This is a genomic window from Paenibacillus sp. 01T442, from assembly GCF_056398345.1.
Genome location: NZ_JBFTPF010000002.1, coordinates 95,647 through 116,276, shown reverse-complemented (window position 1 = coordinate 116,276; position 20,630 = coordinate 95,647). Strand labels below are relative to the sequence as shown.

Genomic DNA, 20,630 nt, shown 5'->3' with positions numbered 1-20,630 from the left:
GAGACGATGGCAGATGCGTCAATTAAAAKGGATTAAAATACTACTCGTCGATGACGAGCCGCATATCTTAGAATTTCTAGAGCTAGGGCTAACGAATGAAGGTTTCGAAGTGATGACGGCACAGGATGGCATTAGTGCGATCACAGCTTGTAATAAATTTCAGCCGCATATCGCGATTCTGGATGTCATGATGCCGGGGATGGATGGTTTCGAGGTATGTCGCATGATCAAGAAGACAGACAATGTCGCGGTCATTATGCTAACAGCCAAAGATGAAATCGATGATCGGGTAAAAGGGCTCACACTCGGAGCCGATGATTACATGATCAAACCGTTTAGCTTTGAGGAGCTGCTGGCGCGGATCTATGCGCGGATTCGGAACCATTTTCCAAACTTGTTCGGGGAAGTTGTTATTGGACCGCTTCGTATGGATGATCGCCGCAAAGAGATAAGTATGCATGATCGGATCTTAGAACTGTCGCCAACGGAATACGAGTTGCTTAAATTCATGGCCATCAATCACGGTCTTGTGCTGAGTAAGACGATGATTCTGGATAAAGTGTGGGGCTATGATTTTGGCGGCGAGGAAAATATTGTGGAAGTGTACATACGCTCCCTGCGTGACAAGTTAGGAGATAAGGAGCACAAGCTGATTCGCACCATTCGCGGGGCGGGGTATCGGATGGATTTGACATGAAGACGCGCGGTTGGTTCGCAGCTGTCTTGGAGACGAGATCATTAAAGTTTCAAATTTTATCTCGCACGCTGCTAGTCATGTCTGCACTCTTACTGTTGATCGGCGTGTTTCAATATGTATTCATGCAGCAGTTTATGTTTCAAAATAAAGCAGAGACAATTCGGAACCAGCTTGCAGCGCTGCCGCCTAACGTGTGGCTTCGGGCTGAGCTAGGGGGCGATAAGAATACGAGCCCATTTCTGCCTAGGCAGGATTTCATGCGCAACAATCGACAGGATAATTTCGGCGAAGGTCCGCGGATTTTCGTACCGGATTTAACGATTGCACTGATTGATGACAAAGGGACCTATAAACTTGTATCCTCCCAAGATGAACAGTCGACGTTAGAGTTGGACAAAGAAGAATATGTGAGAATCCTGCAAAAGCGTACAAAGAAACAGGATCACCTGATCATGAATGACAGCAAAGGGAATGAGCAGTTAATTGTGTTTCATCAAATCGGGGGAGGAGAACCGGATCGTTCCCGCGGCTACCAGGGGCTCATTCAAGCAAGCACAAGCACAGCGCCGATTAAGGATGTCCTACTAAGGCAGCTGTTAACGTTCCTATTTCTATCGATGTTGGCGATGGTCATTGGGTTGTTAGGTTTCCTGCCTGTACTGCGGCGGACGCTTGTGCCACTATCTAATTTGGTAGATACGGTAAAAAGTATTGATTCCGGTAACTTGAATGAACGTTTCCCTGACCATCAAGGGCAGGCGGAGATGGATCGCTTGGCGACTTCCTTCAATAGTATGCTAGAGCGGTTGGAATTTTCTTTTGAGGCGGAAAAGGAAGCGAAGGAGCAGATGCGGCGTTTTGCCGCGGATGCCTCGCATGAGCTTCGCACACCGCTGACCTCCATTCATGGCTTCCTGGAGGTACTGCTGCGCGGGGCGTATCAACAGCCCGAACCGCTGTTGAAAGCTTTGAAAAGCATGCACGGTGAATCCGTCCGCATTAATAAATTAGTTGAGGACCTGCTGTTGTTGGCCCGTTTGGACCGAACACCGTCTTTCCATAAGACGGAGGTAGCCATGGACGATGTGCTTCATGAAATGGAGCATCAGCTGCGTCTGCTAGCAGGCGAGAGGGCAGTTACCTTCCTCTTGGAACCGGATACGCTGTGTCATTGCGACCCGGATAAAATCAAGCAGGTCATCCTCAACCTGTTTCATAACGCGGTCCAGCATACGCATCCCGAGACAGGTGAGGTAAGGGTTTCACTGACGAGAACGGACGCAGGCGTTGAGATCGCTGTACGCGATAATGGTTCAGGAATTGCGCCGGAGCATATCGCGCATCTGTTTGATCGGTTTTACCGCATCGACTCCTCGCGGGCAAGACGCAGCGGCGGAGCGGGCTTAGGCCTTTCGATTACGCGCTCCATCGTGGAGCTGCATGGCGGATCCATTCATGTGGAGAGCAGCGTCGGTGAGGGAAGCGCGTTTATCGTGCGGTTGCCGGGATAGGTAGTAGAGAAGAGGCTGACGCTGAGGCGTTGGCCTCTTCTGGTCTGTTGGCGTGGTGAGTGGGGAGATAGGATGGCTAAAGAAGCCCAGAGTGGGGGGCATAGCAGGTTCATGCCGAGTATGCAGCCTAAGCGGGGTTATAGATGGATTTCATACAGTTAATTTGGATGAAAATCCTGCTTTTGAGCAAATAGATGGATTTCATGTAGCTAAATTCAGCTGAAGTGGCTGATTTCACTGAAATCGTCAGAAATAGATGGAGGAAATCCAGTTAAACGTTGATATAAGGGAATTGGGAGGGAATTAACTGTACTTTTTACAGTTAATGGTTGTGAGGGGGGAATGGGAAGTGGAATTGGAAGAGAAAGAGAAAGAGAAAGTGTAAGTGTAAGTGTAAGTGTAAGTGTAAGGAGTTGAGGAAAGTAGTAAATTGAATTGAATTGAATTGAATTGAATTGAAGTGAAGTGAAGTAGAGTAGAGTAGAGTAGAGTAGAGTAGAGTAGAGTAGGCGAGAAGTATTAAGTATGCGGGAACCTGCAGTTATCTGTTATACGAAAAAAGTTCAGCTACTCTCCGCGCCCCCACCAGCATAGCATCCAGCTGCACACAGTGATTGCCTTCCACCACAAACTAGCTACTGAAACTCCTCGCATTCATCGACATAGTACTCTATCGCACACGATTATCGCCTCCCACCTACAGACTGACTAGTTACTCACCCCCCTCGCCCCCACCATTATCGTCTATCCCACCAGCACAAACACGAAAGGCCAACCGCCAAACGGTTGGCCTTTCTGCTTCAACAGCTATGAGACAAGCTTGCGGCTGCGCGGGCGAAGTGCCCATGAAGCCATGACGAGCGCTAGAAACACTAGCGGTTGGGCAGCGAGAGCTAGACTGTCGCCATTCAAAATATGCGAAGCCGCGGCTCCCGAGAGCTCGAAGAAAAAGCCAGCATATGCCCACTCTTTCAGTCGGGGAAAACGCGGGATCAGGATGGCGATGACGGCCATCAGCTTCCAGAAGCCCAGGATGGTTAAGATATACTCGGGATATCCGAGCCCGGTCAACGTAGCGATTTGCTGCTCGCCATGGGTAATGAAGAAGAATCCGCCGATGACGAAGCTTGCAGGTCCTAGGATGGTGGTTACCCAGTAAGCAATTAGCATGTTGCGTTCTTTACGATAAGACATTAAACAGCGTCCCCCTATCTATTTCGGAATTGTGCCCATATGATCCTTATTCTACCATAAACAATGGTAAAAGCGAACACCAGTACGTAAAAAATGATGCGATATTTTTCCATGCCATTTTCAGCCAATTCTCAGATAGCTCTCAACCAACCTTCAGTTTACGCTCAGATGGGTTTCAGGTAAGGGGGCTATACTTGGTTTTGTAAGGGAAACACACAAATCTAAAGATGAGGTGGAATAAAATTATGAAAAAAATCAGCAAAAAAATTCTCGCAGGTTCACTAGTAGCATCTTTTGTCATCGGAGTTGGCTTAGTAGGAGCCCTACATAATGAAGCGTTCGCAGATACAGTAGTCGGTAATTCCACGAGCACAGCGGCACCAAAAGCAGGACAGGGCGGTAAAGGCTTTAACGATAAAGGTCGTGGACAAATGGGAGATCGCGGTGGCTTCCGTGGTGGCAACGTGATCAAAGAAACGGCAACGATTCTAGGTGTTGAAGAAAGTGCTGTGCAGGAAGCACTTAAAGCAGATAAAACATTAGCAGCGTTTGCTCTTGAAAAAGGACTATCGAAGGAAGATTACTTATCCAAGCTTGTTGCAGCCGAGACAGCTACAATTACAGCTGAAGCCACAGCTGGGAAGCTGACCCAAGAGAAGGCAGACGAGATTATTAAAGGTCTTAGCGACCAGTTAACGAAGCAAATTGATGGCACAGGCTTTAAAGGCGGTTTTCCAGGCGGCGGTAAAGGTGGCCCAGGAGGCCCTGGAGGATTTGGCGCAGGACACTTCGGCAATCCGGAGGTCATTACGACAATTCTAGGTCTTACTCAAGATAAACTGAGAACAGAGCTAGAATCTGGTAAATCCCTCGTGGATATCGCAACAGCGAAAGGCATTAGCGAAGATGATTTGATCAGCAAAATTAAAGACGGCATGACGGATTCGATTAAGAAGGCTGTAGAGGAAAAAGGTACGGCTCACCAGCGTCCTGAAGGCGGTCAAGGTCGTCCTAATCGGGATGCATCCAAACAATCAGCAACACCAGCCCCGACAGCTACCAACTAAGGGGATGTCATACGAAGCTGCTCACCATGTGAGCGGCTTTTTGTGCTTGAGGTGGAAGATTAGATGCAATTTTGCTAGATAGGGAGCTGTTAAAGTAGCTAAGTCATAACAACTGGAAAACATACAGTTAATTTCGCATGAATTCTCCCGTTCACTCTACTAACTGTAGAATGTACAGCTAATTTCGGGCTATTAGGCGAAACACGTCAGAAAGTGAAAAAAGATGTACATTTTCCATCTACTCTCTAAATTTGATGGAAATCCAGAGAATTAGATGGCGTTTTTCCAGTTATTCGGGAGTCGGGGGCGGACGAAGGGGCAGGGGCAGTCTTGGCGGCAGTTGGGTGGCGGCAAACAGTAGCAGCATTCGCGTTCGTAGCCTTAGCGGTAGTAGCACCGGCACTGTCCTATCCCTGTCCAGGCCCAGGCCCAGGCATCAGCCACCGGCCCTGTCCCTGGCAGTTGCCCAGTAACAGCCCAAGCTGCGGCATGTTACCCCTCCCCATTTTCAGCAAACACTCAGCTTTCGTTCAACCTACTTTCAGCTTACACTCAGACAGGTTTCAGTCGCCCCTAGTAGACTACATCTTGTGAAGATTGTACGACCTAGGCAACGAGTGTTTAGGTAAACCGTGAGAGGGGTTATGACGGATGAAAGTAGGCAATAAGAAAAGGTGGCTCATTGTAGCCCTGGCGGCCATCCTGTGTGGGGCAGGTACATACTACTATGTACATAATAATGCGAAGCCAGCAACAGCGGCGACACAACAAACAACAATGAAAGTGGCCAAGGGCGCCATTTCGATGGCCGTATCAGGTACCTCCCAATTGGACGCTAAGGATAAGCAAAACATTGTGATCCCGATCGAAGGGATCATCAAAACGATGAATTTAACCCAGAATCAAGCGGTGAAAAAAGGCGATGTGCTCGTCGAACTTTCTGTCCCGTCCACGGAAACGAATTTGAAGGAAGCGCAAGTGACTTTGGGACAGCTGGAAAGTGATCTAGCGGAGCTGAAGTCTGAACAAGGAAATATGAGCGTATCCTCTCCGATGTCAGGCAAGATTACCTTGAATGCTAATTTCGATGTCGGTAGCCAAGTGAATAAAACGACGAAGATCGGTACGATTTCAGATACAACGCAGTTTAAGGTGAAACTGCCATTTTCACTGCAAGAAGCGGTGCAATTGAAAAAAGGTGACCCCGTGGAGCTAAGCGTGGATGGTTACTTGCTATCGAAGGTTGGTGCTGTCGATACCATCGGTCACGAAATTAGTGCCGACGCGAATGGAAATAAGGTGGTTTTGGTCGATGTACTCGTGGATAACGACGGTACACTTTCGGCAGGCTTGAAGGTCAAAGGCAGCATCGGCAGCGGCAGCACCAAAGTAGCGTCCTCCGATCAGGCTGCACTGGCTTATGTCCGCACGGCGTCTATTTTCTCTGAAGCTAGCGGTACGGTGAAAACACTGAAATTCAAAGATGGCGATACAATTAAACAAGGCGATCTCATTGTGACCCTTTTTAACGACGACCTCCAAAAGAATATCGTCGCCAAGCAATCTGCGATTGAAAGCCAGAAAATCCGTGTCAGCGATGCGCAGCAAAAAGTCGATCAATTGACGATCAAAGCACCGTTTGATGGCGTGTTCTCAGCGGATTTTGCCAACAGTAAAAATAACGTTCTTCGGAATTACCCAGTTGGCGCGCAAATTAATGCGAACACAACGCTGGGTGCCGTGGCTAGTTTAAGTACGATGCAGCTCGCAATTGCTGTGGATGAGCTTGATCTGACGAGTGTGAAGGTCGGACAAAAGGTTAACGTAAAAGTCGATGCGATTGCAGGGAAAACTTTTACAGGTGAAGTGACTTCTGTGTCCAATGTGGGGACAACGACGAATGGCGTGACCACGTATGATGCGGTTGTGGCGATTCCGAATACGGCTCAGAACGATTTGAAATATGCGATGACGGCGACCGCTGAAATCCTCATCCAAGATAAGAAGGATATTCTCGTTCTTCCGATCCAAGTAGTGACAACAACAAGAGGCAAGTCGACGGTTACGGTGAAGAAGGCCGATGGTACGACGGAAGAGCGGGAGTTAAAAGTAGGTATTCGCAGCAAAACGCAAGTTGAAGTGCTTGATGGCGTAAAAGAAGGCGAAGAGGTTGTCATGCCAGTACGTAGAGCAACAACAACGACAAACCAGCAACAGCAAGGCTTCCCAGGCGGAGGTGCCTTCCCAGGTGGTGCAGGCGGCTTCCAAGGCGGTGCTGGTGGAGCTGGCGGCGGTGGTTTCCAGGGTGGTGGTAATGCTGGCGGTGGCGGCGGCGGAGCGCGTCAATAAGGAGCTAATCTCGCCCGGAAAGGAGTTAATGGGATGAATATCATTGAGCTAAATGAAATCACGAAGAGCTACACCCGTGGTGCGGAGGAATTGCAGATTTTGCGCGGCATTACCTTGCATATTGCAGAAGGGGATTTTGTCGCCATTATTGGTCCCAGCGGATCGGGGAAATCGACGTTGATGAATACCATTGGGCTACTAGACAGTCCGACGTCAGGTTCATATACATTAGATGGCGTAGCTACTGAGAAAATGTCAGACAACGGACTTGCTCAGCTGCGCAATCGGAAGATTGGTTTTATTTTTCAACAGTTTAACCTGTTGCCGAGGCTGACAGCGACGGAAAACGTGGAGTTGCCGATGATTTATGCGGGAATTCCTCCTAAGCAACGGAAAGAACAGGCGAAAAAGATGCTGGCGAAGCTCGGTATGGGTGAGCGCGGACATCACAAGCCAAGTGAGCTTTCGGGTGGACAGCAGCAGCGGGTTGCGATTGCGCGAGCGTTGGCCATTTCACCGTCGCTCATTCTAGCGGATGAACCAACAGGCGCCTTGGATTCGAAGACGGGAATCGAGGTACTCGAGTTGATCAAAGAATTAAATCAGCAGGGCAATACGATTGTATTAATCACCCATGACCATCACATTGCAGACAACGCGAAGCGCGTGGTGGCGCTGCGAGATGGTGAAATCGTCAGTGATACACGCAATGATGCGTGGTCCGTTGAAGTGCCTAAGTTAGAGGAGGCGCATTCATGAGAATTTGGGAGCTTTTCCAAATGGCGATGAGCACGATTCGTTCTAATCCGTTACGAACGATTCTGACCATGCTAGGCGTTATTATCGGAGTTGCTTCGGTGATTACGCTCGTGTCCATCGGTCAAGGGACGTCCAAAGCCATCGAAAAGCAGTACGAAGGTCTGGGGACGAATCTGCTAACAGTTAACCTGATGGGGAACGGGCGCGCCACACAGTTGAATTATGATGAGTTCATGACCCTGGAGGGTACAGCGGGCATCTCGTCGATTGCACCCACAATGACGCAGAATAGCTCCATTAAGTTCGACCGGACAACGGAGAGCTATAATGTGATCGGAACGAATGACCGTTATTTGGAGTTGCAAAAGGGGAAGATGGCCAGCGGACGTTTCCTCGCTCAGGCAGATCTGGATTTCCGCAATCACGTTGCGGTTATCGGGAGTGAAGTGGCGACGAAGTTTTTTGGCAAGGAAGACCCGATTGACGAAGAAATTAATGTGAAGGGCTATATGTACACGATTATCGGTGTTCTTCAAACGAAGGGCTCCAATACGAGCGGAACCTCATTGGATAGCTCCGTGTTAGTGCCGCTGCCGACGATGAGCCGGGATTTTAAGCTAGGTAACATTCGGACCGCCTATGTGGAAGCATCCTCTGGTGATCTCGTCAGCCGTGCACAATTAGCTGTTGAAGCGTACTTATATCAGAAATTTAAAAGTACAACTGGATACAATATTTTGAACTCATCCGAGCTCATTAGCGCAAGACAAACGGCGTCTAGTACGCTGACCAACCAATTGGTTGCTGTTGCAGCGATTTCCCTGCTTGTAGGCGGGATCGGGATTATGAATATTATGCTCGTCACCGTGAGTGAGCGAACAAGGGAGATCGGGATCCGGAAGTCGATTGGGGCGAAGCGGAGAAATATTTTGCTGCAATTCCTAGTCGAAGCTACCTTGATTAGCGGTATGGGTGGTTTGATTGGTTTGCTGGTCGGGGTCGCCTTATCACTGGCCTGGCCGTATATCAATCCAAGCCAAGAGACGAGCCTATCGCTCAACGTTGGGTTTTACGCATTCTTATTCTCAGCACTTGTTGGTGTCATTTTCGGTTTATATCCAGCGAATAAAGCATCAAAATTAAAACCTATCGACGCGCTGCGTTACGATTAGGCAACAGGAGGTTTGTACCATGATTCGTCAACTAACATCGATTGGACTCCGATCCAAAAACTCACTTAAACAGACGAGATTAGCTGTACTGCTGACGGGAAGTTTGCTGGCTGCCTCATGGGCAGTTCCGGCGCCATCCGCACACGCTGCATCTGAAGGCGTTTTTATCTCGAAGGATTCCTATTTTATGCTAAATAGAGCCTCACTTTCCTCTTCATCCTTGCAGTTCTCCGTCCTGTTCCATAATGGGGAAAATCAGACGCTTGATTTTAACAAGTATGGTGTGCGCGTGACGGACAGTGCTGGACATAGCTACACGGCCAATTTGAGTGAGAAAAAGAGCGGCATCGTGAGTGGCGGGCAAGAGGAAAGCTTCCGATTCTACGCGAATTTACCAGCTGGTGAATCTGCTGCTGATTTGAAAGTGGATGTATTCCGCTGGGATTACAATCAATCCGATTTCATGAATCATCTCGGTGAGCTGCCGATTGCCTCCGTCATTCAAGATGGACAGTTGGAAGCCCCAGAAGAGATTATTAGCTTACGCACGCTAGACAGCACACTAGCGAATGATGCGTCCCTTGCTTTTCAATTAGGGCAGAGTGTACGTGTGACCGAGAATGGCAAATGGTACATGTACACGCAAGTTGCAGCGAAGAACCTAGGCTCAAGCAGCGTGAAAGTACCCGCAGGTTTGCTGGCTAGACTTGTGGATGCCAATGGCTTGAAATACACGGCGACTGTTGCGAGTGGGGCGGATACAGCTATTCTGCCGAATCAGTCCGATACATTAACACTTAAAACGCTCATTTCCAAAGGCATACCGACAATCGGGCTAACGTTGGAATATTATTACCTCAATCAAAGTGAAGATGTTTCACTAGGAACTTTGGGTATGAATTCGTCGCTGAATACGGTAGCTTTGGGCGTGAAACAGAGTTATGCCGGGCAGCAGGATGGCGAGAACGTAACAGCGCAGGCAAGCTCGTCTACGTATTCGATTCAAGCGGATGGTGTCCACGTTCAGACCGTGGTTACGCTAAGCAATGATGGGGACGCTGTAGCTCCTGTTCCTTCATTAGCAGCCTCCTACCAGTTCGGAGACTCGGGCTCATCCGTGTCATCAACAGATAACAGTACGCGCAGCAGCTTTTTAGCACCGAAGGAGACGGCGACTTATTACTTCAATGCAACGTTGCCGACAGGCGTCGATCCGAATGCGGCACAGCTCGTGCTGTGGCAGAAAGCAGCGGCTAGCACGGCGGGAAGTGGGACCACGACTGGTAGTACGGGGAGTGGATCAACGACAGGTAATAGTGGAGCGACGACTGGAAGCGGGTCAACGACAACAGGTAACAGTACAACGACAACAGGTAACAGTACAACGACAACATCAGGGCAACAGCCTGTGGCTGTGTTCCTGCTCAAAGGTGCGAGCGAAGCCCAAAACGGCTTCACCACAGCGGTAAACTATGTGCTTGGAACCAAGCTTGCTCTGGGCAGCAGCGTTGTGAATCCGAATCTGGATGTGTCGCTCATCGAGCTTCATGCGCATGAAAATGATGATCTTGGCTACAAAACCGCGATCGCCAAATACAAAATCACGAACAACGGTACGAGCACGCTTGCACTGCCTGAGCTCCAGAACGAGCTTATCGATAATAAAGGCAATGCCTACACCGGCTCTCGCCAAAGCGCGGCGGCTACGCAAATTACACCAGGCAGCTCCTATGTAGTCAGCTACTCCTACTTGCTGCCTAATAAGGAAACGACAGAGGATGATTCATTTGCGCTGAATGTGTACGATGATAAGTCTGTCTCTGAAGGCAATGTGTCCGCAGGGACGTTCAAAGTGGCTCTACAGGGAGTAGAAACTGGGGATACCATCGCGATCTATCCATTCTCACTTAAAGTCAATGACAGCTCGATTGGCTGGACGTATAGCGGCGGAACCTATTCGTATGTTCTTCAACTCGACATGGATATTACCCATGAAGATCAAGTCATTATTGATTCTAATTTCTCCAAAATCCAATTCGAAATGGTCGACTCTCTCGGTCGTATCGTTGGTACTCAAGATGCTTCATTAATGGGCACGGGCAAACTAACGAGCGGCAGCCAGCGAGTAACGATTTCTGGTTTGAAAAACGAGCAAGTGAATAACGGCATCGTCGTCAATATGTACGAAGTCATTAACACACCGAACGGAACGGCGAAGCGCCTTCTGAAGCAATTTAAGTAAAAGAGAAAACAGCCCTACCCTTGGATTTGCCGGGGGTTGGGCTGTTTTTGGTTAATCGGAATTTATTTCCATAATGAGGCGGTTATGCTACAATTTTGATAAGGACAAGTACATAGCGGTTGGGAAACTTTCATCTCACAGGCAAGGAGGTGAAAGCGTATGGACGAAAACGTGAAGTATTTTATCGCAGGAGCAATGTTCGCAGTTACTTTGCTAAAGGTTTTAGCTAAAGTGTTGAACGGTTCCCAGGATAAAAGAAAAAAGTAATCCTCCCGACCCTAGACAAGTTGGGGATTACTTTTTCTGAGAGGAACCAGTAAATAACCAATCGGTTGTGTACTTGTCCCTTGCCTATTTATACGCCATTTATGAGTAAATTATACTAGACAACGGCAGGTGCAGTCAATGGACCCCTTACTTGCGCAGTCAGTCGGTAGTATGTCAAAAGTGTACTGGTTTCTCCTAGGGAGTGGGACAGGGGTACTGTTGTATATGGCCTGGAACTTATATGTAAAGAAGAAATGAGTAAGAGAAAACAGCCCTTCCCTCGAATTTATCGGGGGTGGGCTGTTTCTGGTTAATTAGCCGATAAATACGAAAGCCGAAATACCAGAACGAACCGTACGTGTACGGAAGATGACGCCGTCTGCATCAAAAGTTCTAAGAACTAAAGTACGTGTAGTAGGGGTACCGATTGTACGGAATACGGCAGTTCCAAATGCATCAAAGCGAGCAGTTGCAAGGCGGGTTCCATTTAAAGTACGAGCCTCACAGAAAAAGCCTGAAGTGACGAAAGGAACACCGGCGTTATCTACCCAAAGAATAGTAAGTCGTCTAAGCGTTTGTGTAGGACCAAAATTTTTGCCGAGCGGGACGCGCGTGTACGATTTGCCAAGCTTGCCAGAATCTTTGAGAGTAGGGATGCTGCGTTTTTTGTTCTCCATCTATGTTTTCACCTCCTTCTCTCTATCTGCTTATAGTAGATGTCGAAGGTGGCGTGCCCGTTAACTAGATTTACCTATATAAGAGAAAATGTGTTAATAGATTGATTGTTTAATAGATTCGGGGTTTGTGTGAATGAACCCAAGATTAGACTAATGAAGAGCAATTATAACCAGTGGTATGTGAGACGGAGGAGGAGATTGCATGCGGAAAATGGCACTTCAAGACATCCGGATGGATTGTCTTGGATTTGTCTGCTTCTGCGCATCTATGTGAGCGAGAGCAACAGCCTTACCTTTTTGTACAAATATTGTGTATAAGTTATCAATTATTGGAATATATCGATAGTCATAAAAACTGCTATAATGGTCCTTATTATTCAAACCAATTCAATGATAGGGTGGTGCTTGATGTGTCTGCTACGCCGATAAAGGTGCTAATCATTGATGATGAACAGCCGTTAAGACATGAGCTTAGGACGATGCCGTGGCATTCGTTCGAAGCTGAACTTGCAGGGGAAGCTGAGAATGGCGAAGAGGCTTTGGCGCTGTGTGAAGCCCTACAGCCGGATCTTGTTATATCGGATATCACGATGCCCATTATGGACGGATTAGAACTTTTTCGCCTAGTAAGAAAGAGATTTCCGCTTATTCAGTTCGCACTGCTAACCTGTCATAGCGATTTTCATTATGCCCAAGAAGCGCTGAAGCTCGGAGCCTTGGACTATTTTACCAAGCTTTCCTTTGACGAAGAGGACATGAAGGCACTGGTTGTAAAGGCGAGAGAAGCGATTAGGCGTGAAGTCGATCTTAAGCAATATGAACAAGAACGAATGAAACGGGAGATATCCAGTCTGCCAGAATCCGAAGCAAGTGACGTTCGAAAGATTAGGAGAGAAGTACTACTTGCTCAAAGAATCATTGAGAATAAGCTAGGGGAGCCCATTACGCTAGTTTCTGTATCCGCAGAGGTTGGTCTGAGCTCGTACTATCTTAGCCGACTGTTTCGGGAAGAAACAGGAGAATCCTTCAACGATTATGTTACCAGGCTGCGTATGGAGAAAGCCATGATCCTGCTTCAGACCACACAGCTTAAAGTGTACGAAGTTGCCGAACAGGTAGGCATACCCAGCTATCGGTATTTCTCACAGCTTTTCCGGACTTGGTCCGGTGTAGCACCTACAGACTATAAAAAGGGCTGATGACAATATGAAAGCGCTTATCTCATGGTTCAGTGGTTGGAGCATGTTGGCCAAACATTTTCTTTTTTTGTCACTAGGGACACTGGTTTTGCTAGGGGGACTTGCCTGGATCAACTTGCGCGAAGCAGAGGATTTGTTTCGGAAGCAAGTCGTTTCGGATGCCCAAATTATTATTGATCGAACAAATCTCTATATGAATGCCTATTTGGACAATGTGCAAAACATTCTTCTACTCATCTCTACCCGTGAAGATTTACTAAATGAAGGCATGGAGAAGGAAGCTTCGGAGAATTTGCGTGCCTATGCGAAAATGAACAGTACGCTATATAAGTCGCTCTATTTGGTTCGTGAAGATGGCAATATCATCTCGAACTCTCAAACCACTTTTGATATTATCGGAAATCCGCAAATCCCCATGTTGCTTACAAAAGCCAAAGAAACCTACGGAATGTTCATTTCCGAACCGTATCAATCCTCCATGTCGGGAAAAACAGTCGCCTTCGTTCTGCCAATCCAATCTTCTTCGACGAAGTCATTTAAAGGAATGGCTGTCGTGGAAATCGATCTCGTTCAGTTAACGAGTTTGATTGCTCAATTCATGAATACGAAAAATCAAACATTCTCGATCATTACTAATAAAAGGAACGTTGTTCATGCCTTCGATGCTAGTCTTCCTCTAAGTTCCTATCGATTGCTTCCGTACAATACGAGTGTTTTTCCGCCAGAACTAAATGCAGGTTTCGTTGACCAAATAGCGGAGCTTCCACTTGGCGCGTCAGAGATTCAAGGAGCAGAAGGTGACTTAGTCGCTGTAAAATCAGGAATGAACAAGCTCGGTTGGTATTTTGTCGCCTTCTATGAGAATAGTTTTTTCTATCATAATATTAGCAGTCTCTACCGTACGTTCAGTACGGCGGGAGTTTTTTGGATTTTCCTTGTATTGGTCAGTACGTATATGATAAGTCGCTACATTACATTGCCCGTGCGTACTTTAGTTGCAAAGATGGACCGGGTTCGTGATATGGAGGTGCTTCACACCATTCATGTGACTGGGAATGACGAGATTGGCCGGATGGCGCGCAGTTATAACGCTATGATGGAGCGTATTCATCATTTGCTGCATGAGACGAAGGAAGCAGAACGGCGGAAGAAGCAGTTTGAGCTGAAAATGCTCCAGAGCCAAATTGCCCCGCACTTTCTCTACAACACCCTCGCCTGCATTAGCTCTTTGGCTAAACAGCACAAAATCAACGAAGTTCGAGAAGCGATCAAGACGCTTGTAGGCTTATTGTCGTTCAGCTTTGATAAAACCACTGAGTTCGTTACCTTAAACGATGAGCTAGAAGGGCTGAGAATGTATGCATACATTCAGAAAGTACGTTATGGCGATAAATTCACAATGGAAATAGAAGCTGCACCTGAAACGCAATCGAAAACGATTCTGAAATTAACCTTGCAGCCACTTGTAGAAAATGCCATTTTCCATGGACTCGTCCCGTTAAAGCGCACGGGAACCATTCGAATTCGGACAAAATGCCTCAAAGATAAACTGATTATTACAGTCAGAGACAACGGGCTGGGCATGGATTCCGAGCAGTTGGACGGTTTATTTGCGGAGAGGCACAAAGCACCGAGCAAACACAGGTTTACCGGAATCGGAATTATGAATGTTCATGAGAGAATTGGACTTCATTTTGGCCCCGAATACGGCCTGACTATCTTCTCTATTCCGGAGGTTGGTACGTTAATCCGCATCGAGCTTCCATCTGTAGAACATACAGAGAAACCAAAATAAAACGTTTGCAAGAATTCGGACATTTTCGCAGGATCACTGTATATTTTCCAAAGAAAGCGCTTGCTATACTAAACGTAACCCGTTGGAAGCGAGTACAGAGATGGAAAAGAGGTGTCCTTATGGATCAGCAAATCATGATTGAACAGCAAACAAAGGCGGGGAACAAGGTAAAGGAATCCAGGTTTAAACTATCTGCTAGGCAGGTTTGGGCCTTCCGTGCATTTTACCTCATGCTGTTGCCCGGTGTTGCTTACTACATTATATTCCGCTACATTCCCATGTACGGTGTAATCATTGCGTTTAAAGATTTTCAAATATTGGATGGCATTCTCGGCAGTGGTTGGGCGGATCCATGGTACAAACATTTTCAAACGTTTTTTAATTCTCCGTATTTCGGACAGCTCATGGTTAACACCTTCGTTATTAGCATTTATAAGCTGCTGTTCGGTATGGCTCCACCAATCATTATGGCGTTGCTTCTCAATGAATGCAGGCTTCGTTGGTTCAGAACTGTTGTCCAGACGCTAACGTACATGCCGCACTTCTTATCTTGGGTCATTATTTATGGGATCCTAATGGCGCTTCTATCGCAAAACTCCGGAATCGTCAATCGCTGGATCGAAGATGCTGGCGGACAATCTATCGGATTCATGACATCGATTGATTACTTCCGTACGATTCTGGTAAGTTCGGAAGTTTGGAAAGATCTAGGCTGGGGGGCCATTATCTACTTGGCTGCAATGACAGCAATTGATCCGACCTTGTACGAGGCAGCCCGAGTTGATGGTGCAAGCCGTCTTCGGATGATTTGGCACATTACGCTTCCAGGCATTCGAAATGTCATTGTGCTTCTACTCATTTTGAAGCTGGGACATATTATGGATGCCGGTTTTGATCAAATCTATATTCTTTATAATATTCAAGTGTATCAAGTTGCAGATATATTGGATACCTGGGTATTCCGAACAGGACTGCAGCAGCTTAACTTCAGCCTGGGGGCTGCCGTCGGTTTGTTCAAATCCGTGATCGGGCTCGTTCTGGTCCTTGGTTCCAATCAATTATCTAAGAAGTGGGGTGAGGGCATATGGTAAGAGGCTGGGAAGACCGGATCGTGAATACGATCGTCATTATCATTCTCGGGCTTGCTGCGCTAGCGGCAATTCTACCGCTGATGTATGTAATCGCCGTATCCATTACTCCATTCTCTGAGGTACTGAAAAACGGAGGCTTCATCCTCATTCCGAAATCCGTCACCTTTAGTGCGTATCACAAGCTTTTCACCGAAACGAATATACCAAAGGCTTTCTGGGTGACGATCTTCATCACCGTTGTAGGTACGCTGGTAAACCTGATATTGACATCCCTAATGGCTTATCCACTAAGTCGCCGCAATCTGCCAGGCAGAAGCTTGTTCCTTCTCATGGTCGTCTTTACAATGTTGTTCAGCGGGGGACTCATTCCAACTTATTTAGTTGTAAAGTCTCTAGGGCTCTTGGATTCTGTTTGGTCTATGATATTACCAAATGCGATTTGGAGTTTTAATATCCTGATTATGAAAAGTTTTTTTGAAAGCCTTCCTGAAGAGTTGTTTGAATCCGCACGGATGGATGGCGCAAAGGAATTCCGGATTTTATGGCAAATCGTATTGCCGCTCTCAATGCCATCTATGCTCACAATTGGTTTGTTTTATATGGTCGGCCATTGGAATGAATTTTTCCAAGCGATTATGTATGTGACAGACCGCAGTTTATTTCCTTTGCAAGTCGTTATTCGTGAAATTCTCATGCTTACCCAGCAACCGCTGGAAAATGCTGAAAATATGCTGCCCACTGAAACGATGCAAATGGCATCTGTTGTCGCTGCAAGCTTACCCATTATTCTTGTATATCCGTTTATCCAAAAGCATTTCACCAAAGGCATGCTTATGGGCTCTGTCAAGGGTTGACCCCRTATGCCAGATGATCAGGACTGCAGCCTGAGATTCAGGTAACGGCGACATATTGAAACATCATTAACTTTGAAAGAAAGAAGGGGTATCTATGAAAAGGAAATTGCTCGTACCTATGCTTCTCGCTATGACTTTCACCGGTGGAACACTAATTGCCGGCTGCGGTGGAGCACCTGCTGCAGATAAACCCGCTGACAAACCAGCGGAGAGCACCAAAGCGGTAACTAGCTCAAAACCAGTTAAGCTTGATATCATTGAAACCGGCAGCGGTCTTCCTTCTCCAGATCAAGACATTATTAAGCAAGAGATAGATAAGGTGTTGAACACAGATCTCAATTTAACCGTATATGCATCAGGCGATGATTATAAAAATCAGTTGAATGTACGTATGTCTTCTGCAAACTTCCCGGACTTGTTCGCTGTAGACCGCCAGCAACTAAAGCAATTCACAGATCAAGGCCTTCTTCTTGACCTGACGCCTTATTTAGACAAACTGAAGCCAACCAAAGACTTTATTGGCGAGGACAGCTTGAAGAAAGGGATGCTAGGCGGTAAAACGTATGCAATTTCGAAGTCACCGCAGGTTCCCTACAATACGTATTGGATTCGTCAGGATTGGTTGGATAAGTTGAACCTGAAGGTTCCTACCACACCGGATGAATTGCTCGAAGTGGCCAAAGCATTTACAGAGAAGGATCCGGACGGCAATGGAAAGAAAGATACGTATGGTCTCACAGGCGGTAAAGCGGGTGCATTTGATACCGTTTTCGGAGCCTTTGGCGTTGGTCAAGACGGTGGTACACCGAGCATCTATGTTAGAGATAATAAAATGGTGAACGCGCTGTATGATCCTGGAATGAAGGATGCGCTTGCTTTTGTTCAGAAAATGATTGCTTCTGGCTCTGTGGATCCTGAGCTTTTGGCCAATACAGGCCTCCAGCATCAACAAAAGGCGATTAAAGGGCAAGCCGGTATCGTTTATCTGGATTGGCCGAATATGACGAAGGACCAATTCGTTGAACAGATGAAAGCGGTTAATCCGAATGCCAAATGGGTGCAGGTCGATGCGTTGAAAGGTCCAGGCGGCAAATATGCAAGCGTCTACGACATTGGGAAGTCAGCAGCTATGTATGCGATTCCGAAGTCGCTTGAAAAAAATCCGGAGAAGCTGCAAAAGGTCATCGAATTGCTTAATTATGTTTCATCGAAAGATGGTTCTTTGCTGGTACAATACGGCGTGAAGGGCAGGCACTACAATCTCGAAGGAACTAAAGTGGTTCCGACCGATCTGATGGGCAAAGAAGGTGGTTACTTCTGGTTGTATCAATTCGCAGGACGGCCGGAAATGGAGTATTTGACAGTGAAATTCGGTCCGCAGGCCAAATTTATGGAATTTGCAAGTAAACAGCCGCATATCGATGGATTGGCAGGTTTTGTTGACATGCCAACCGGCTATAATGCCGCAGACGCGAGCCGTTACATTGAAGAGGAGTTTTCCAAATTCCTGTATGGCAAACGTCCGCTCAGCGAGTATGACAGCTTCCTCAAAACATTGGAAAGTTCCATGAATTATAAAGCGTATTTGGATGCAGCGGAGAAAAGGATTAAAGAACTTGGCTACTTGAAGTAAAATGGTGAGGAAAGGAAGGAGAGGGTGCTTCCTCCTTCCTTTACCACTATTATTTACTCGTGTAAATTTAAAGTTATCCTATAAAAAGGAGCGAATCACTATGACTACAAATAATCTGAACATACCTGCCTTAATTCAACAATTTAATGAGGACGGTTATTTAATTTTACCTGGCATTTTATCGGAAGAAAAGGTCAATCGGTTGAATGCCGCCATTGATAGGATCGTTGCCGAGGAGCCAGAATCCTTAGCCCATAACATTTATAACAGTGTGGAGCGTGACGGTGAAATTGCTTCACTGATCGACGAGCCTTCTCTGCTCCCGCTAATGGTCAATCTGCTGGGTTTTAACATTCAACTGCATATCTCGCATTTGACCATTCGGAAACCGAATCCGAACGATGTGAAAACCGAATCACACAGTTTCATTAACTGGCATCAAGACGGACCGCATCCGCAGTTCCCCCAACAAAACGGCATCACCTCTACGTATTACATCAAAACGTGCTACATTCTAAGCGACATGTCACAGCCGGACCGCGGCAATACGAAAGTCATACCAGGTTCTCATAATAAGCCGTTTCATCCCGGGAGCCAGGACGTGAATGGTCAAGTGGTTGGCGAAGTGCAAGTCTGTGGTAAACCTGGGGATGTATTTATTTTCCCGCAAAACCTATGGCATGCTGGGGCGCCTAACCGCTCTGAGTTTACACGCAGACAATTGTTTCTAGGCTATAGTCCGATCTGGATGAGGCCCATCGATTACCGCAACGCTTCTGACCGGTTGTTGGAAAATGCATCACCGCAACGTAAGCAGCTATTGGGCGTTATTGACAAAGATCCATTTAAATACTACGTTCCACAGGAATCCATGGTACCTTTGAAGGCGCTATACGTGCAGGATGCTGGGGAAAGTGTCTATAAGTAAGCTCAGCAGGGTGAAACATAGGATTAGTAGAATAGATGTTGCTAGGCGTTCTCTCTATTAGAGGGGACCCTTTTTGCAGAATGCGGACAGTTTAAGTGTATTGATATGTCCAGGGTTTCCGCCTATAGCGGCTTATCCGGCTGAACCCACATATCCCCGGCCCAAGTATGAATATGGTACCACCGTTCACCTTGCGGATCGGTCCATCGTTCGAATGCATCTACGGTTTGAGCCGATAGCACCCCGAAGGATGGGAAAGGCATTGTTGGAAACAGATAGAGCCTGACGTCCTTCAATAGAGTAAGCCGTTCATTGATTGCTTCAGCCCCTACAGGCTCAGCAAAATCAGGCTGAATCCAAAAAGTACTGCCATCCTGAGACCGAACATGGTAGATGCCATTCTGTGTTTTTTCCAAGGCAAATACTTTCTGTGGAGGAATCATCTTAACATCCGAGGGACGTTGCAGACGATTCGATGTATCATAGTCCTCCATGTACAAGGTTGCGGTCGGCAGATCCACCTCCTGATTCACAATCTCCATATCTAGTAACATTTGAGGTTGAGAGACAACCCACATATCTCCTAGCCAAGAAGTCTCAATGCGATAAGAGTTGGTTAAGTAGGATGCAGGTGATTCAAATATGGCATTCGCATGAACCGTTTGCGGGGCGAGTACAGCATCCGTTCTCGTCGATAAAGATGGTTGCGTATACAGATAGGAGTCCCAGAGCAGTGCAATGTTCGTATCAAGCGGCTTGAGGATGCCAATTTTGTCATAATCCAGGTGCATCCAGAGATCACCAGCCCAGGTGGTCTTAATTTTAATCCATACCTTTTCCCCGCGCTGTTTGGTGTACCAAGCTTGCTCTGCATCAACCGTGGTCACATTTTGAGGAGTGAGTGCGGCAAATGGTTTGCGCGATTCGTCTGTTGTGGAGTAGAGCGGCGTCTCCTCGAGTAAGGTGATGACCGGTGGGACTTTAGGCGGAATAAATTCTCTTTGCGGTGGTGGCGCAGCATTTGCCTGCAAATTGCTAATAACATTGAACAACATCATGACAAAGACAAGGGCAATGACATGCCTGATTCGTGTTTTGAATTTCATATACTGTTTTCACCTCAATTTCCTAATGTTGTAAATATAGACTTGGTAAAAAGCTAAATTGTTGCAAGCGTATCGAATCTTTTCGTAAT

16 protein-coding genes are annotated in these 20,630 nt (G+C 46.9%); 13 read left to right on the top strand and 3 right to left on the bottom strand.

Translation table 11 applies throughout. The annotated features are described in order from the left end of the window. The first annotated feature begins 13 nt into the window (after positions 1-13). Entirely contained in the window at positions 14-697 is a 684-nt protein-coding gene (locus AC1DLM_RS03365; protein ID WP_477569121.1) for a response regulator transcription factor, read from the top strand. Beyond that, on the top strand, positions 694-2,208 hold the full coding sequence (locus AC1DLM_RS03360) for a sensor histidine kinase (RefSeq protein WP_441991002.1): 1,515 nt from the start codon (positions 694-696) through the stop codon (positions 2,206-2,208). The genes AC1DLM_RS03365 and AC1DLM_RS03360 overlap by 4 nt, the downstream gene beginning before the upstream one ends. A gap of 807 nt (positions 2,209-3,015) precedes the next feature. Here the strand turns inward: AC1DLM_RS03360 and AC1DLM_RS03355 are convergent. Continuing rightward, the gene (locus tag AC1DLM_RS03355) at positions 3,016-3,402 is read right to left on the bottom strand and encodes a DoxX family protein (protein WP_477569120.1); all 387 of its coding nucleotides are present in this window, start codon (positions 3,400-3,402) and stop codon (positions 3,016-3,018) included. A 245-nt stretch (positions 3,403-3,647) separates the two neighbouring features. On the opposite strand from AC1DLM_RS03355, the gene AC1DLM_RS03350 reads away from it, so the two are divergent. From AC1DLM_RS03350 to AC1DLM_RS03330, 5 genes are all read left to right on the top strand, one after another. Continuing rightward, complete coding sequence (locus AC1DLM_RS03350) at positions 3,648-4,469, top strand: hypothetical protein (RefSeq protein ID WP_477569119.1); 822 nt, start codon at positions 3,648-3,650, stop codon at positions 4,467-4,469. A gap of 651 nt (positions 4,470-5,120) precedes the next feature. Continuing rightward, on the top strand, positions 5,121-6,818 hold the full coding sequence (locus tag AC1DLM_RS03345; protein ID WP_477569118.1) for a permuted SH3 domain-containing protein: 1,698 nt from the start codon (positions 5,121-5,123) through the stop codon (positions 6,816-6,818). 33 nt (positions 6,819-6,851) lie between these two features. Then, entirely contained in the window at positions 6,852-7,577 is a 726-nt protein-coding gene (locus tag AC1DLM_RS03340) for an ABC transporter ATP-binding protein (RefSeq protein WP_477569117.1), read from the top strand. Further along, positions 7,574-8,749: an ABC transporter permease gene (locus AC1DLM_RS03335; RefSeq protein WP_436233737.1), complete on the top strand. Its 1,176-nt coding sequence runs from the start codon at positions 7,574-7,576 to the stop codon at positions 8,747-8,749. Before AC1DLM_RS03340 ends, AC1DLM_RS03335 begins: the two co-directional genes overlap by 4 nt. 19 nt (positions 8,750-8,768) lie before the next feature. Further along, a complete protein-coding gene (locus AC1DLM_RS03330; RefSeq protein ID WP_477569116.1) occupies positions 8,769-10,991 on the top strand; it encodes a hypothetical protein in 2,223 nt (740 codons plus the stop codon). Positions 10,992-11,572: 581 nt separating this feature from the next. On the opposite strand, the gene AC1DLM_RS03325 is transcribed toward AC1DLM_RS03330, so the two are convergent. Beyond that, positions 11,573-11,935: a hypothetical protein gene (locus AC1DLM_RS03325; protein WP_441990817.1), complete on the bottom strand. Its 363-nt coding sequence runs from the start codon at positions 11,933-11,935 to the stop codon at positions 11,573-11,575. Between the two features lie 410 nt (positions 11,936-12,345). On the opposite strand from AC1DLM_RS03325, the gene AC1DLM_RS03320 reads away from it, so the two are divergent. From AC1DLM_RS03320 to AC1DLM_RS03295, 6 genes are all read left to right on the top strand, one after another. After that, complete coding sequence (locus AC1DLM_RS03320) at positions 12,346-13,134, top strand: response regulator transcription factor (protein WP_441990816.1); 789 nt, start codon at positions 12,346-12,348, stop codon at positions 13,132-13,134. A gap of 7 nt (positions 13,135-13,141) precedes the next feature. Then, positions 13,142-14,929, top strand: coding sequence for a sensor histidine kinase (locus AC1DLM_RS03315; protein WP_441990815.1), 1,788 nt, complete (start codon positions 13,142-13,144; stop codon positions 14,927-14,929). Between the two features lie 230 nt (positions 14,930-15,159). Continuing rightward, entirely contained in the window at positions 15,160-16,020 is an 861-nt protein-coding gene (locus AC1DLM_RS03310; RefSeq protein ID WP_235549681.1) for an ABC transporter permease, read from the top strand. Beyond that, positions 16,014-16,874 carry a carbohydrate ABC transporter permease gene (locus AC1DLM_RS03305; protein WP_441990814.1) on the top strand — a complete coding sequence of 287 codons (861 nt, stop codon included), beginning with the start codon at positions 16,014-16,016 and terminating at the stop codon, positions 16,872-16,874. Before AC1DLM_RS03310 ends, AC1DLM_RS03305 begins: the two co-directional genes overlap by 7 nt. A 94-nt stretch (positions 16,875-16,968) precedes the next feature. Continuing rightward, a complete protein-coding gene (locus tag AC1DLM_RS03300; protein ID WP_441990813.1) occupies positions 16,969-18,507 on the top strand; it encodes an extracellular solute-binding protein in 1,539 nt (512 codons plus the stop codon). Between the two features lie 100 nt (positions 18,508-18,607). Then, positions 18,608-19,435, top strand: coding sequence for a phytanoyl-CoA dioxygenase family protein (locus AC1DLM_RS03295; RefSeq protein WP_441990812.1), 828 nt, complete (start codon positions 18,608-18,610; stop codon positions 19,433-19,435). A 122-nt stretch (positions 19,436-19,557) separates the two neighbouring features. Here AC1DLM_RS03295 and AC1DLM_RS03290 read toward each other — a convergent pair whose 3' ends face one another. Next, positions 19,558-20,541, bottom strand: a complete 984-nt coding sequence (locus tag AC1DLM_RS03290; RefSeq protein ID WP_441990811.1) for a hypothetical protein — start codon at positions 20,539-20,541, stop codon at positions 19,558-19,560. Positions 20,542-20,630 lie beyond the last annotated feature (89 nt).

What these genes read in the sequence shown, in the direction of transcription:
- AC1DLM_RS03360 (WP_441991002.1), top strand. Translation starts at nt 694, where the DNA reads ATGAAGACGCGCGGTTGGTTCGCAGCTGTCTTGGAGACGAGATCATTA.
- AC1DLM_RS03355 (WP_477569120.1), bottom strand. Translation starts at nt 3,402, where the DNA reads ATGTCTTATCGTAAAGAACGCAACATGCTAATTGCTTACTGGGTAACC.
- AC1DLM_RS03350 (WP_477569119.1), top strand. Translation starts at nt 3,648, where the DNA reads ATGAAAAAAATCAGCAAAAAAATTCTCGCAGGTTCACTAGTAGCATCT.
- AC1DLM_RS03345 (WP_477569118.1), top strand. Translation starts at nt 5,121, where the DNA reads ATGAAAGTAGGCAATAAGAAAAGGTGGCTCATTGTAGCCCTGGCGGCC.
- AC1DLM_RS03340 (WP_477569117.1), top strand. Translation starts at nt 6,852, where the DNA reads ATGAATATCATTGAGCTAAATGAAATCACGAAGAGCTACACCCGTGGT.
- AC1DLM_RS03335 (WP_436233737.1), top strand. Translation starts at nt 7,574, where the DNA reads ATGAGAATTTGGGAGCTTTTCCAAATGGCGATGAGCACGATTCGTTCT.
- AC1DLM_RS03330 (WP_477569116.1), top strand. Translation starts at nt 8,769, where the DNA reads ATGATTCGTCAACTAACATCGATTGGACTCCGATCCAAAAACTCACTT.
- AC1DLM_RS03325 (WP_441990817.1), bottom strand. Translation starts at nt 11,935, where the DNA reads ATGGAGAACAAAAAACGCAGCATCCCTACTCTCAAAGATTCTGGCAAG.
- AC1DLM_RS03315 (WP_441990815.1), top strand. Translation starts at nt 13,142, where the DNA reads ATGAAAGCGCTTATCTCATGGTTCAGTGGTTGGAGCATGTTGGCCAAA.
- AC1DLM_RS03310 (WP_235549681.1), top strand. Translation starts at nt 15,160, where the DNA reads ATGCTGTTGCCCGGTGTTGCTTACTACATTATATTCCGCTACATTCCC.
- AC1DLM_RS03305 (WP_441990814.1), top strand. Translation starts at nt 16,014, where the DNA reads ATGGTAAGAGGCTGGGAAGACCGGATCGTGAATACGATCGTCATTATC.
- AC1DLM_RS03300 (WP_441990813.1), top strand. Translation starts at nt 16,969, where the DNA reads ATGAAAAGGAAATTGCTCGTACCTATGCTTCTCGCTATGACTTTCACC.
- AC1DLM_RS03295 (WP_441990812.1), top strand. Translation starts at nt 18,608, where the DNA reads ATGACTACAAATAATCTGAACATACCTGCCTTAATTCAACAATTTAAT.
- AC1DLM_RS03290 (WP_441990811.1), bottom strand. Translation starts at nt 20,541, where the DNA reads ATGAAATTCAAAACACGAATCAGGCATGTCATTGCCCTTGTCTTTGTC.